General features: G+C 45.7%; 11 protein-coding genes. 6 read left to right on the top strand and 5 right to left on the bottom strand.

Annotated features, from left to right (window positions below):
* Nucleotides 1-31: 31 nt before the first annotated feature.
* From IUA53_RS17930 to pilM, 5 genes are read right to left on the bottom strand one after another with little or no spacing between them, the layout of a single operon-like run.
* Nucleotides 32-1,801 (bottom strand): type IV pilus secretin PilQ, encoded by a 1,770-nt coding sequence (locus IUA53_RS17930; protein WP_044446046.1) that lies wholly within the window; start codon nucleotides 1,799-1,801, stop codon nucleotides 32-34.
* Entirely contained in the window at nucleotides 1,801-2,331 is a 531-nt protein-coding gene (locus tag IUA53_RS17925) for a pilus assembly protein PilP (RefSeq protein WP_044446047.1), read from the bottom strand. The genes IUA53_RS17930 and IUA53_RS17925 overlap by 1 nt, the downstream gene beginning before the upstream one ends.
* On the bottom strand, nucleotides 2,328-2,939 hold the full coding sequence (locus IUA53_RS17920; RefSeq protein WP_044446048.1) for a type 4a pilus biogenesis protein PilO: 612 nt from the start codon (nucleotides 2,937-2,939) through the stop codon (nucleotides 2,328-2,330). The genes IUA53_RS17925 and IUA53_RS17920 overlap by 4 nt, the downstream gene beginning before the upstream one ends.
* Complete coding sequence (locus IUA53_RS17915; RefSeq protein WP_044446049.1) at nucleotides 2,939-3,520, bottom strand: PilN domain-containing protein; 582 nt, start codon at nucleotides 3,518-3,520, stop codon at nucleotides 2,939-2,941. Before IUA53_RS17915 ends, IUA53_RS17920 begins: the two co-directional genes overlap by 1 nt.
* Nucleotides 3,508-4,575: a type IV pilus assembly protein PilM gene (pilM, locus tag IUA53_RS17910; RefSeq protein ID WP_044446050.1), complete on the bottom strand. Its 1,068-nt coding sequence runs from the start codon at nucleotides 4,573-4,575 to the stop codon at nucleotides 3,508-3,510. Before pilM ends, IUA53_RS17915 begins: the two co-directional genes overlap by 13 nt.
* Before the next feature lie 139 nt (nucleotides 4,576-4,714).
* On the opposite strand from pilM, the gene IUA53_RS17905 reads away from it, so the two are divergent.
* The 6 genes from IUA53_RS17905 to IUA53_RS17885 all read left to right on the top strand — a co-directional run bounded on the left by IUA53_RS17905 (nucleotide 4,715) and on the right by IUA53_RS17885 (nucleotide 13,711).
* Nucleotides 4,715-7,372, top strand: a complete 2,658-nt coding sequence (locus IUA53_RS17905) for a penicillin-binding protein 1A (protein ID WP_044446051.1) — start codon at nucleotides 4,715-4,717, stop codon at nucleotides 7,370-7,372.
* Between the two features lie 69 nt (nucleotides 7,373-7,441).
* Nucleotides 7,442-9,133 carry an NAD-dependent malic enzyme gene (locus tag IUA53_RS17900; protein WP_044446052.1) on the top strand — a complete coding sequence of 564 codons (1,692 nt, stop codon included), beginning with the start codon at nucleotides 7,442-7,444 and terminating at the stop codon, nucleotides 9,131-9,133.
* A gap of 296 nt (nucleotides 9,134-9,429) precedes the next feature.
* Complete coding sequence (locus IUA53_RS20405) at nucleotides 9,430-9,555, top strand: hypothetical protein (RefSeq protein ID WP_269746480.1); 126 nt, start codon at nucleotides 9,430-9,432, stop codon at nucleotides 9,553-9,555.
* Nucleotides 9,556-9,778: 223 nt separating this feature from the next.
* Nucleotides 9,779-10,639, top strand: a complete 861-nt coding sequence (gene yghU, locus IUA53_RS17895) for a glutathione-dependent disulfide-bond oxidoreductase (protein ID WP_044446053.1) — start codon at nucleotides 9,779-9,781, stop codon at nucleotides 10,637-10,639.
* 322 nt (nucleotides 10,640-10,961) lie between these two features.
* Nucleotides 10,962-12,437, top strand: coding sequence for a catalase (locus IUA53_RS17890; RefSeq protein ID WP_044446054.1), 1,476 nt, complete (start codon nucleotides 10,962-10,964; stop codon nucleotides 12,435-12,437).
* Between the two features lie 317 nt (nucleotides 12,438-12,754).
* Nucleotides 12,755-13,711: a choice-of-anchor A family protein gene (locus tag IUA53_RS17885; protein WP_044446055.1), complete on the top strand. Its 957-nt coding sequence runs from the start codon at nucleotides 12,755-12,757 to the stop codon at nucleotides 13,709-13,711.
* Nucleotides 13,712-13,714 lie beyond the last annotated feature (3 nt).

The raw sequence follows: 13,714 nt of genomic DNA, 5'->3' as shown, positions 1-13,714 counted from the left end.
AATGTTGTTTATCTCTATGATTTTCAATTTGTTACGGTCTTTCCATGACAATTTTCGGTGTCACGAAAATAAGTAATTCTCGTTTCTCTTGAAGGACAGAAGTATTGCGAAATAATGCGCCGACCAGAGGCAAATCGCCAAAAACAGGCACTTTCGTCACGCCATCTGAGCTGGTTTGCTGAAATATACCCCCTAAAACGATGGTCTCACCATTCTCTACCAGCACTTGAGTTTTGATCTCTTGCGTATCAATGGCGACTGCTTCGCCGGTAGAGGTAGAGACGGTTTCACCGCGGGTATCTTGGGTGACTACTAAATCTAAAATAATACGGTTGTCCGGGGTGATATGCGGCGTAACTTTGAGTGATAACACGGCTTTTTTGAACTCTACTGAGGTGGCACCACTCGATGTGGCTTGAACATAGGGAATTTCAGTACCTTGTTCAATGTACGCTTCCTGCTGATTGGCTACAGTAATTCGTGGGCTAGCGATAATTTCGCCTTTGTTCTCAGATTCCAATGCAGATAACTCTAAATCCAAAATAGTGCCATCAATTAAGCTGGCTATTTGAAAGCCGATGGTACCTGCCGCTCCCGATACAGGTAAATTGACATTGAGTCTATCATCAATACTCGGCACCACACCGCTCGCAATGGTGTCCGCCCCTTCTAAACTACCTGAAACGCCATTGTCGTCTTGTCTATCACTGAACCCCCATCTAACACCGAGTTGCTCGTCGACATTATCAAGTACAGTGACCATACGGCTTTCTATGAGCACTTGTTTCACTGGGATATCAAGAGCATCAATCATCTTCCGTGCTTGATCAATGGATAATAGGGTATCGCGAATTAATAGCGTATTGGTTCTTTCATCTACAGTAACCGCGCCCCGGTCAGATAAAATCCCGCCTTCGGAAGATTTCAATATGCTGGCGAGGGAAGCCGCTTTAGCGTAGTTAACCGAGATGTTGACCGTGTGCAAGGGCGCTAAATCAGAGACTTGCTTTTTAGATTGCAGCGCTTGCGTTTCTCTGGCCATTAATTCTTCGGTAGGGGCAATCAGTAAAATGTTTCCTTCTAGGCGTTTATCTAAGCCTCTTACACGAAGGATCATATCTAGCGCTTGATCCCAAGGCACGCCTGATAGACTAATAGTGACGTTTCCATTTACCGTGTCAGTGGTCACTAAATTGAAGTTATTAACCTGAGCTATTATTTGAAGCACTTGGCGTACGGGGACATCTTGGAAGTCTAATGAGATAGGCTTGCCGGTATATTTGGCTTCGTTTTCTAGTAGGTCTTGTTGCGCCTGCGACATAGGCTGCACTTCCACACGCAATAATCCGTCATTTACCGTATGACGTGCCAAAACGGCACCTTGGTAGCGAATTTCGATACGGGTATTTTCACCGTCTTGAAACGTCTCTATGGCAGTCACCGGCGTAGCAAACTCAACCACGTTAAGTTCCACTAATTGATCGTCATCTAATTGCGTATTGGCAAGGGTGACGGTTACTTTGCCCTGCGACTCAATTAATTGCGCAGAAGTTGATGATTCAGAGAGAGATACCAATACAACCCCGGTATTGTCTGCATCGCGAGTAAAATCTATCTGTGTCACTCGACCCTGCGACGATAAATCATGGCGTTGTTGCGGATCAAGGAGGCGCTGCTGTGCCGCCAGAGTTAGGCCACTGAAAAGAGAATATAGACACAGAGTAAAAGCCACAATAGCCAGCCAGTACCATGGATTTTTTCGACGGTTTAAGGATTTATTAAAAATATAACGCTCAGCCATTATTGTTCTCCTGCCATTGACGCTAAGGTCAATGTCGCTTCTTTTTTCTGCCAGCAGCCGGCTCCATCTGGCAGTAACTGCTCTATTATTAGTGTCGTTTTATTAATGTGCTTTAATGTGCCGTAAAATAATCCAATTCGGCTGCCCCGTTGGGCTTTGTGTAAAACACCGTCATTGCTTTGTATCAGCGCCCAATCTACGCCGTTAGCGGAAAATTGCCCGGAAAAGCTCAATGCATCTAACCCATAAGCTTCTAGTGCTTGTTTAGAGCGCGAAAAATCAGGCTGCAAACAACTGCCTTGTGGAACCTTTAGTGTAGGCGCGGTTTTATCTTTTGGGCGTATAAAGGGGCTGCGAAGGGAGTGCGCGTCGTAACTAAACGACGGGTGCGACTTAAACTCTGGATAGGGTTCAATGTGCACAACGGCTGACGCTTTTACCTGCGCAGTATAGGCTTTGAGGTCGTCAAGCTGAGGTGAGCACCCACCCAGCAAAATACACACTACCAACGCGTACTTTTGTAGGTTCATGGCGTCGCTCCACGATTAGGCGAGCTATTTTCAGAGCGATACGTTTTGGCTTGTAGTTGTAGGCTTAAACCCGATGATGTTTGGGTCATTGAAAAGTCGTGAAGGGTGACAATACGAGGCAAATCAGCCACTTTGGAAACAAATTCACCAAAGTTGTGATAGCCACCAGAAACTTCCATTTCTATGGGAAGTTCAGTGTAAAACTCTTTGGGCACTTCTTTTTGCCAATTTAGCAACTCAAAGGTCAGTCCTGACGTGGTGCCCGCAAACGTAATATCATCAAGCAGGCCCGGAGTTTCATTGTTGGTGGGCAAACTTTTTAGCATCGATGAGAAGTCTTTTTCTATTCGCGCCAGTTGCGCCTTGTACGCTGATAAATTCACTGCGATGCGATACTTAGCTTCAAATTGCAATTTCAGTTGCTCTTCTTTTAATTCTGCCGCATCCAATATGGGAAGTTTTGGACTGACAATTAAAAAATAGCAGAGGGTGGCTACCAATAGGGCCACAAACAAGCCAACAACAATTCGAATTTCTTTTGGCCAGATGGCTACCTGATCAAATTCTAGTTCGTTGAGCTCTTTTAATTTACTAAAATCAAACGCCATTATTTCTGTCCTTCATTGATGGCCACTTTGGGTGGTGCGACAGTGGGACTTATCATAAACGTCAGGGTGAAGTGATTGATGGCTCTTGATGTGGCAGAGTCAGCTTTAATAGTAGAGAGTTCTGGATTGATAAACACGGAAGACATTTCTAGTCTTCTCATAAAATCTGACAAATGGTTGTTCGAGTCACTGGTGCCTTCAATTTTTATATGATTCCCGGTGCGCTGCATTACACGAAATGACACACCAGCGGGAACCAGTCGCGCTAATTCATCAAAAACAATAGGTGATACATTTCGGCTGGCTTGCAGTTGCTCGATGAGCACCATACGTTGCTCGATGGCGTTTTTGCTTTCTTTTATTTTTTGAATTTCAGCAATTTGCGCGTCAAGCAGGGATATTTCTCGCTGTAAGTACTGATTTCGCGTGTTTTGGTGGCTAACCGCTTGGTCGATGGCTTGCCCTATAAACCAAAACACAAGCCCAACGATAGCTGCGGTGGCGACCAGCCCCGCCAGATATTGCTGCTTCTGATATTGGCGTTGTTTCTCCCGCCAAGGGAGTAAGTTTACATATGCCATGTAGTAAAACTCCGGCTTGCTAGGCCAGCGGCAATGGCGAGTTGGGGGGCAATACGTGTCAAGCGCGCTGCATCTAATTTGTCACTGATTTTCATGGTTGAAAAAGGGTTGAAGGCTTCAATGTCCAGTGCCAAATCTTGTTGCAGAATATCAATGAGGGGAGTGATGGTTGCTGCCCCACCTGTCATTAGCAGTTTGGCGGGGCGTTCAGCATGCAGCGTTGACATATACATTTGCAACGCGCGATTGATATTTTGTTGTAAGTTGGCAGCAAAGAGGGGCAGAGTGTCGTCTTTCCACTGTTCAGAAAGGGTACCTTCTAAGAGCTGCCTTTCAACGTCGTCTCTCTCAATCATATGAATGGCACTAATGTCGTTAATTAGGTGGTTGAGCCCGAATCCATGCTCTTTGTTGTAAACCACTTCGCCGTGATGGACAACACACACTTGCAGTAAAGACGCGCCAATATTTATACAGCAAATGGGTTGGTCTTGCGCGCCACTTGTATAAAAATAGTCAATTGCGTTGCCAAGCGCGAAATTTTCGACATCCACGACCTTGGGTTCGAAGTTCGCTTCTCTTGCTAATAGCAAACGACTGTCCACAAGCTCTTTATGTGCTGCAGTTAACAGAACATTGATTTTTCCAGCGTATGCTTCGCTTGGGCCGAGCTCTTCGAAATCCAAATAAACCTCTTCTATCGGATAAGGAATCAGGCTGTCGGCCTCTATTTCAATTTGGCTTTCCAGTTCATGGTCGTTCTGTTCGGGTGACATATGCACCACTTTATTAATGACAGAACTACCTGCTACTGCCACACACGCATGCTTCAACTTAGTTTTCAGGCTACTTCTTACTTTTTTCAACGCTAAACTAACCGCTTCGTAATCCTTAATATCACGTTCAGAAAATGCGGTTTTACTGATAGACTCACAGGCATAACCTTGTAAAACGAAACCGTCACTAGATTGTTCTATCCACACTGCTTTTATTTGACGCGTACCTATATCTAGACCCACGATGGGAGGTAGCTTTTTCTTGAACAGTGATTTCATTAACAAGTGTCCGGTTTCAAAGGTAGTTGCTCTAAAGTACAATATTACTTAATTTTTTTTCTAAGTATGGTTCTATAGAAAACACATACGTATGAAAATATACGTCATATCCACAAAAATGCCTTGGTAATCGTAAACAGTGAAGTTCATTAAACCGCTTTTGTTATTCGTTTTTCTTTCTGGCCTACTTGGTTGTGCTGCACTTGTGGGTATCTACTTTTATATCAAACCAGACCTACCTAGTGTCACTGTACTGAAGGACGTTCGTCTCCAAACCCCCATGCAAATTTACACCAACGATGGAAAATTGATTTCCCAATACGGTGTGAAACGACGGATCCCCGTTAAACTTGATGAAGTGCCCGAACAATTAATTCACGCTATTTTGGCCACTGAAGATAGCCGTTTTTACGAACACCACGGAATAGACCCTATAGGTATCGCCCGAGCCGCGGTGAGTTTGTTGCTAACGGGAGAAAAAAAGCAGGGCGCAAGTACGCTGACTATGCAGCTAGCGAGAGGGTTCTTTTTAACTAGAGAAAAAACCTACATCCGTAAAGTTAAAGAGATCTTTATCGCTTGGCACATGGAGCAGGTACTTACAAAAGAAGAAATATTAGAGCTGTACCTTAATAAAGTAGAGCTAGGCCATCGTTCTTTTGGATTTGGTGCCGCCGCACAGGTCTATTACGGCAAGCCGCTGACAGAGTTAACGTTAGCGCAAATTGCTACTATTGCGGGTTTGCCTAAAGCGCCTTCGGTACTGAACCCTATTAGCGGCCCTGAACGTTCTGTTGAGCGTCGACGTGTTGTGCTGTTACGTATGCTTGATGAAAACTATATTACACAGCAAGAGTTTGAAGAGGCTGCGAGTATGCCGGTAACGGCAAAAAAGCATGGCGCAGAAATAGAAGTAGACGCGCCCTATCTTGCTGACATTATTTATAACGAGATGGTGGAAATATACGGCAAGGAAGAGGCTGAAACGGGGGGGTATCAGGTGTACGCTACTGCTACATCAGATATGCAATTAGCTGCACAAAAAGCGGTAGTAAGAAACCTCCATGATTACGATGAACGTCACGGTTATAAAGGGCCTTTAGGTTACCTCTTCAATGCGCCAGAGGTTAACGAAGGTGATGATCCACTACCGACTTTAAATTTAAGTTTTGATATTAGCGATAAGCAGACACCAAGCGATTGGACAGAGGACGGGTTCTTACGGGTACTAAGAGAAGTGCCTTATATTAAGCCCTTAGTGCCAGCTGTGGTGACAGGAATGAGCGAGCAATCCATTACTGTTTTTGATGTTAATGGCAACACCCGTACCATTGAATGGGCCGGGTTAGATTGGGCAAGACGCTACATAACAGACTTTAGGCAAAGTAACGAACCAGAAGTCGCCGCAGATATCACCCAGCCCGGTGCCGTTATTTATATTCGTGAGCAAGAAGGCCAATGGCGAATTTCTCAGTTACCCGAAGTCAGTGGTGCTTTTATTGCGTTAAACCCTAAAAATGGCGCGGTTGAAGCAGTTGTGGGCGGCTACAGCTTTTATCAAAGTCAATTTAATCGAGCAACACAAGCAAAACGGCAAGTGGGTTCAAACATCAAGCCTTTTGTTTATTCCGCAGCCATCGACAGTGGCTATACCCTTGCTAGTATTATTAATGATGCCCCTATCAATCAGTGGAACGCCGCCACTGGAGTGGCGTGGCGACCGCAAAATTCACCTGCGGAATATGATGGCCCTATTCGCATGCGCAAAGCACTGGGTAAATCTAAAAACGTGGTGTCGGTACGCTTGCTCAGAGGCGTGGGTTTACGTAATACCGTTGATTACCTAACACGATTTGGTTTTGATGCCGATGACATTCCTTTAGATGAAACAGTGTCTTTGGGCTCGAGCTCGCATACACCGCTAGAAGTGGTGAGAGGGATGGCTGTTATTGCAAATGGTGGATACCTTGTGAACCCGCACTTTATTAGCAAAGTGTTGGATGAAAATGGCACCGAACTGTGGAAAGCAAACCCTGTTTGGGCTTGTGAGGCCTGCACTAAAGGTGCAGCGCCTGATAATATGCTGGATGAGAACGAAGAAGCTGATATTGAAGCGCTTCTTGAAGCCCAGCTAAATCAAGATGTGATCTTGGCCGAAGGGCCGCAAGAGGATAAGCCCATTGCGCCTCAAGTTATTACGCCACAAAATGCCTTTTTAGTGGCGGAAATGATGCGTACAGCGGTTCGAGCCAATGGTAACTGGAACAAGAAAACTTACTGGTTAGGCACCGGATGGCGTGCACGTAATATTTTGCAGCGTACGGATATTGCGGGAAAAACCGGTACGACTAACGATTCTCGAGATACTTGGTTTAGTGGCTTTCATAAAGACATCGTTGCAACCGCCTGGGTGGGTTTCGATAACATGGGCCGTCAACTGGGCAGGGCCACCCGTAATCAGAATTTAGTCAACCGCAACCCTGAGAAGTTTAACTGGATAGGTAACGCATTAATTGGCACCGAAGATGGGGCGAAAGCAGCCGGCCCAGCGTGGATCCGCTTTATGCAGTATGCCCTGGCGGATAAACCGCATTCGCCAATGCCTGTACCGGAAAAAATTGTGCGAATTCGGATTGATCGTACCAGTGGGAAGTTGACCCGCAGGACAGACCATACGACACTATTCGAATATTTTCTGCAAGGCACTGAACCCAAGTCGTACGTGAGAGATGACGAGGTTATTGACCCTGCTGAAAAGAACACTGTCACTCGGCCTGAGCCGGAAGAAATATTTTAGTACAGCGTGTGTGATAGACACGCGCTAGAGGCTCGGGCAAAATTGCCTAAATACTCAGTCGGATTACCCATGTCAGAAGATACACAGCGATATCTCTATATTCCCCACTCGGGGCCTTCACTACTTGAAACGCCTTTGCTTAATAAAGGCAGCGCGTTTACCGCCCGAGAAAGGGCGGCTTTCAACCTAACAGGTTTGGTTCCCCCTCGTTACGAAACTATTGAGGAGCAAGTGGAACGCGCCTACATGCAATACAGTAGTTTTGATGAAACCCTTAATAAACATATTTATCTTCGGGCTATTCAAGATAATAACGAAACTTTGTTTTACCGTCTTATTCAGAAGCATATAGATGAAATGATGCCAATTATCTATACGCCTACCGTTGGTGACGCGTGCGAGCAGTTTTCTGATATCTATCGCAGTTCGCGAGGTTTGTTTGTGTCGTGGGAAGAGCGCCACCAACTCGACGATATTGTACGAAATGCCACAAAACGTAAGGTGAAAGTGATTGTCGTGACCGATGGGGAACGCATACTCGGGCTTGGCGATCAGGGTATTGGGGGTATGGGCATCCCTATCGGAAAGCTTTCTTTGTATACCGCATGCGGTGGCATCAGCCCAGCGTATACGCTGCCGGTTATGTTAGACGTGGGCACAAATAACGAAAAGCTCTTGAATGATCCCATGTACATGGGCGCACGTCATCCAAGAATTGGGCAAGAAGACTACGACGAATTCGTTGACATGTTTATTAACGCGGTTAAACGTCGTTGGCCAGATGTCATGATTCAGTTTGAAGACTTTGCGCAGCCCAATGCAATGCCGCTACTCAATCGCTATCGTAACAAAGTGTGCTGCTTCAACGATGACATACAAGGTACTGCAGCCGTAACCCTTGGTACTATTTTGGCGGCGTGCCGAATGAAGAAGCAGCGCCTGAGTGAAATGAATGTGGCCTTTGTTGGCGCAGGTTCAGCAGGCTGTGGCATAGCGGAAATGCTAATACAGCAAATGGTGTATGAAGGTATTAGCGATAGTCAGGCACGCAAACAAGTGTTCATGGTGGATAGGTTCGGTTTATTAACTGAAGGCATGGAGGGGTTAAGAGACTTTCAGCAGCGCCTTCAACAGAGCTCGTCAGATTTAGCGGACTGGACGTATAGCGGCGATTACCCGTCTCTGCTTGATGTCATGAACTGTGCTAAACCAGATGTACTTATCGGGGTTTCGGGTCAGCCTGGGCTCTTTACCGAGCAAGTGATTCGAGCTATGAAGCAAAATTGTGAATTGCCCATCATATTCCCATTAAGTAATCCATCCCGTCAGGTTGAAGCCCGACCAGAGCAAGTGATTGAATGGACAGATGGCGAGGTAGTTATTGCCACAGGTAGCCCTTTCAAGCCGGTTGAATATAAAGGAAGAGTTTTTGCCATAGCGCAATGCAACAATGCGTATATTTTCCCGGGCATTGGACTGGGTGTGGTTGCAGCAAAAGCGAAGCTGATTAGCGACGAAATGTTAATGGCTGCCAGTAATGCGTTAGCCGATGCATCCCCTATGGTTAATACAGGGGAGGGCGCGTTGTTGCCGCCACTGGAAGCCATTGCTCAAATCAGTCGAGATATTGCTTTTGCAGTGGCCAAAGTAGCCATGGCACAAGGGTTAGCACTAGAGCTTTCAGATGAGGCGCTCAAGCAAAGTATTGAACGAAATTTTTGGAAAGCGGAGTATCGCCCGTACAAGCGGGTCAGCATTTAAGCCTACGTTCCCCATAACCTCGAAAAAGCAGCTTTACGCTGCTTTTTTTTGTGTCTATTGTGGCCCACCACTTTTTACATTTATTTGTAGTTTTTACTATGCTGCGTAAATAAGTGTTACCTACAGGCTACGGATATCTCATTTCCTCCCTGATTATAGTATCCGCTTTTCTATAAAATGTTGTTTTACATTGTTAATTTGATATTGGCCTAGGCTTTGCTTCAGTATAGTCAGTCAGTGACTTAAAACGTGACCTAACCTCTGCTGTTAGGTTTTATCTGCGAAGGAGATGCGCCATGTTTACCAAGCTTTTTATTTCACCATTTTCACACTTTCTTTTTGAAGCGAATAATCACAGCAAGGTGAACGATTACAACACCAGTATGTTGCTAAACGCCCTCTCTTCTATTTCAGAAAAGTAATTGACTGCCCGATACCTTGTCGGGCAGAACTCCCAGTTTGCGGGCAATGGACTGCTCGCCTTTTATTTTTTCATCACTTACCGTGTGCGATTTAACCAGTGCGCAGTTTGCCCCAAATACACGTTATTCAACGTATTCGTACTATGCTAAGGCTAGTATTTAGTCAATGTTAATCACATGTCTTCGCTATCAATTCAATGAAAACGATGTTTAGGAGTTTGTTATGAGCAATGCACATTCTTACACGCCGCCAAAGGTGTGGACCCAAGATACCGATGACGGTAACAAGTGGGCCAGTATTAATCGCCCTGTGTCTGGGGCGACTCATGAAAAAGAGCGCCCGGTTGGTGAGCACCCGCTACAACTTTACTCACTAGCCACCCCCAACGGTCAAAAAGTCACTATCATGTTAGAAGAGTTGCTTGCCGCGGGTAAGGCTGAAGCAGAATACGACGCTTGGTTGATAAATATCGGGGAAGGGGAGCAGTTTTCATCCGGCTTTGTTGATGTGAACCCCAATTCTAAAATTCCTGCACTGGTCGATACCACCACGTCTCCTGAAACTAAATTATTCGAGTCGGGCTCTATTCTTCATTACTTAGCAGAAAAGTTTGATGCCTTTATTCCGAAGGATCCTGCTCAACGCGTCGCCTGTTATAATTGGCTGTTTTGGCAAGTTGGATCTGGCCCCTTTGTAGGAGGTGGATTTGGGCACTTTTATAGTTATGCGCCTTACCCAATGGAATACCCGATTAATCGCTTTACCATGGAAACGAAACGTCAACTTGATGTGTTGGATAAACATTTAGCGAACCATCGTTACTTGGCGGGTGATGAATATTCCATTGCTGATATGGCAATTTGGCCATGGTACGGAAATTTAGTGCTAGGTAACTTGTACGATGCGGCCACCTTTTTGCAAGTACATGAATACGAGCACCTTTTACGTTGGGCAAAAGAGATTGAGTCGCGACCGGCGGTAAAACGTGGTCGAATTGTCAATAAAACATGGGGCGACGATGGGCAGTTAAGCCACCGTCATAGTGCAGCTGATATTGATGAAGCTTTACGGGCAGTGGAATAGCCTTACGCGGGTGCAAATAGCCTTAAGCGAACGCAAATAGCCTTAAGCGATTAAAGCGACCTCCCGCTCTTGCGCGCAATAGGCTTCCAAACACAGGTGAACAATCCACGTGAACCTAACCCTAAAAGCCCGATTGAATCGGGCTTTTCAATTAACTTTCTTATACAGGATTGTAAAAATCAATCATGTAGATTGATATAGTTCGTTAGATTCGCTTTTTCCTATTAGGTAGGATGGATTCATCGGTAACGAATGGCGTTACCCCCCAGTTTAATCCTCAGTGGTTGACTGGAAAGGTAGATGAATTAAAAGGAAGCGAAAGATGAGTAAATGTCCATTTTCAGGCGCATCAAGCACCCCCTTAACCGCGAGCAATGGCGCGCCAGTTGCTAACGATAATCAAAGCCGCACAGCGGGGGCCCGTGGCCCAGTTACCTTCGATAACCACTATCTATTTGAAAAGCTTGCGCACTTTAATCGTGAGCGAATTCCAGAGCGTGTCGTTCACGCGCGAGGCAGCGCGGCCTATGGCACATTCACGCTGACCAAAAGCTTAGCTGACTATACGATTGCCGATTTTTTGCAAACACCCGGCCAGCAGACCGACATTTTTTTGCGCTTCTCAACCGTCGGTGGTGGGCAGGACTCTAGTGACTACGCGAGAGACCCAAGGGGCTTTGCCGTTAAATTTTATACAAAGCAGGGCAACTGGGATATGGTGGGTAATAACACGCCGGTATTTTTCCTACGCGATGGAATTAAATTCCCCGACTTTATCCATAGCCAAAAAAAGAACCCAAGAACTAACTTGCCTGACCCACAAGCTATTTATGAGTTCTGGGCGAACAACCCACAATCGTTACATCAATCCACCATTTTAATGTCTGATCGAGGTATTCCACTTTCATACCGCTTCGTTAATGGCTATAGCTCACACACGTTGAGTTTCTGGAACAAAGATGGCGAACGCTTTTGGGTGAAATGGCACTTTAAAACAAACCAAGGAATTAAAACCTTAACCAATGAGCAAGCGGCCACCATGCCTGCCTTTGGCGCTCAGCAAGATCTTGTGGAAAGTATCGACAAAGAAGACTTCCCATCATGGACCGTTAACGTGCAAATTATGACGGAAGAAGAAGGACGAAATTATAAAATTAACCCTTTCGATCTGACTAAAGTTTGGCCTCACAGTGACTTCCCTCTTATTGAAGTCGGGCAGCTTGAACTAAATCGCAATGTGGATAATTACTTTGCTGAAACAGAGCAGGCCGCATTTGCACCAAGCAATCTTGTGCCCGGCATTGGCGCGTCGCCTGACAGAATGCTGCAGGCACGTTTATTGGCGTATCAAGACGCACATAGATACCGCGTGGGGGCCAATTATAATCAGGTACCAGTGAATGCCCCGCGATGCCCTGTTAACAACTATCAGCGTGATGGGGCATTTGCAGGAGTCAATCCAGCATTGGCAGGGGCAGGCGCTAATTTCTACCCTAACAATCGGGCTCAAGAAGGCGAACCGGCTGAAGTTCCCGCAGTGGCGGAGCCGCCAATGCCCCTTGAGCAAGATGCTTGGTTAGATATCTACGACAATCGTGATGATGATAATTTCTCTCAAGCGGGAGACCTATATCGCATTATGAATGAAGATCAAAAATGCCAATTGGTGAGCAATATCGCCGACGGTTTAAGTCAAGCAAGTCAAGATGTGCAAGAGGCAATGTTTGCACAATACGATCAAGCGGATGAAGACTACGGGAAGCGAGTGAGGCAAGCGGTGGCAGCGAGGATCTCGTAGCCATTGCGATAAAGGGCACATTTAGCCCGCTGCTCTGAGAAAGGAGGCGCTTGCGCCTCCTTTTTGTTTGACCTCCAACTAAAGTCGCGCTTTTAGGTGCTAGGCTGTCAAAAAAATATACAAAAACGACATGTTAAAGTTATGTAAACCGTTGAAGTGTATGAGTTTGTTATAATTTTAAAACTGGTGCGTTTATTGCTTATAGCTATCCAATAATGGCGGGCCGACTCAGTCATGGTCATTGCCGTGTATTTTAGGCAGTGCCCTTGAAGGGCCAATGCTCTTTTACTTTCGCTAACACGTTGGGTAGTCGTCTTATGCGCTTTGCACTTTTTTTTATTTTTTGCGTTGTTCAGCTCACCGATGTAGCGGCTGAAACTGCCAGCACGAGCACATCGAATGTGCTTGGGACGTATAATCTTATTTTGTTAGAAGATTACAACTTCCAAGGCGGAGATGTTGAAGGGCAGGCATTTATTGGCGGCGATTTAAACGCGCAAGGGCGCACTGCTGAGTTTGGTAGTCGATTAGCCAATACCGACACCGCTATTGATGCGGTGACCATTGTGGGTGATGTTAATGCGAATGGGATTAGGGTGCTGAGAGACAATAACCTTGTTTACGGCGGCGCCTTAAACGCATCGACGGTAGAATTGAACGACGGAGATGACGGCCAGGCTATTTATAACCCCGACGTGTCAATTACCGACATTGCCAGTTCCCTTTATGCAGATACCGCTTACTACGCAAGCCTTACCGAAAATGGCACTTACAGCAATGGCACGTTTAATTATTCGGGGTCCGATGAAGTTGCTGTATTCAACGTTTCTGCCAGCGAAGTGTTTGCCCAAAACAGCGCGTTAAACCTAATTGCAGGCAGTGCGGAAACCATCATTATCAATGTGTCCGCAAGCGACTTACCCGGTAACGACATTGTGATTGGTGGTGGCGTTAACAGTACAGGTGATTTCACCCAGCAAAGTTATTTTTCAAATATTCTGTGGAATTTTTATGATGCTGAAAGCATTGATTTCAATAACCTGAACGTAAAAGGGTCTGTACTTGCGCCTTTTGCAGACACTACGGGCGGTTCATCATTTGATGGATCTTTTGCCGCGGAATCGTACACCGGGGCTCGCGAGTTCCACAACTTTGTATTTAACTATGAACGTGAAGCGAGTGTTGTTGAAGTCCCAGCACCCCACTCAAGCTTGTTCTTGATACTTTTCGCCAGTATATTGATGGTTACACGCAGGCTTAAAGTTACCCGTTAAATA

It is taken from the genome of Alteromonas sp. B31-7 (genome assembly GCF_015767655.1).
GTDB classification, from domain to species: domain Bacteria; phylum Pseudomonadota; class Gammaproteobacteria; order Enterobacterales; family Alteromonadaceae; genus Alteromonas; species Alteromonas australica.
This window is presented reverse-complemented; position numbering and strand designations above follow the sequence as displayed.

Coding starts and splice junctions, on each gene's coding strand:
- IUA53_RS17930 (WP_044446046.1), bottom strand. CDS start 1,801: ATGGCTGAGCGTTATATTTTTAATAAATCCTTAAACCGTCGAAAAAAT.
- IUA53_RS17925 (WP_044446047.1), bottom strand. CDS start 2,331: ATGAACCTACAAAAGTACGCGTTGGTAGTGTGTATTTTGCTGGGTGGG.
- IUA53_RS17920 (WP_044446048.1), bottom strand. CDS start 2,939: ATGGCGTTTGATTTTAGTAAATTAAAAGAGCTCAACGAACTAGAATTT.
- IUA53_RS17915 (WP_044446049.1), bottom strand. CDS start 3,520: ATGGCATATGTAAACTTACTCCCTTGGCGGGAGAAACAACGCCAATAT.
- pilM (WP_044446050.1), bottom strand. CDS start 4,575: ATGAAATCACTGTTCAAGAAAAAGCTACCTCCCATCGTGGGTCTAGAT.
- IUA53_RS17900 (WP_044446052.1), top strand. CDS start 7,442: ATGTCAGAAGATACACAGCGATATCTCTATATTCCCCACTCGGGGCCT.
- IUA53_RS20405 (WP_269746480.1), top strand. CDS start 9,430: ATGTTTACCAAGCTTTTTATTTCACCATTTTCACACTTTCTTTTTGAA.
- yghU (WP_044446053.1), top strand. CDS start 9,779: ATGAGCAATGCACATTCTTACACGCCGCCAAAGGTGTGGACCCAAGAT.
- IUA53_RS17890 (WP_044446054.1), top strand. CDS start 10,962: ATGAGTAAATGTCCATTTTCAGGCGCATCAAGCACCCCCTTAACCGCG.
- IUA53_RS17885 (WP_044446055.1), top strand. CDS start 12,755: ATGCGCTTTGCACTTTTTTTTATTTTTTGCGTTGTTCAGCTCACCGAT.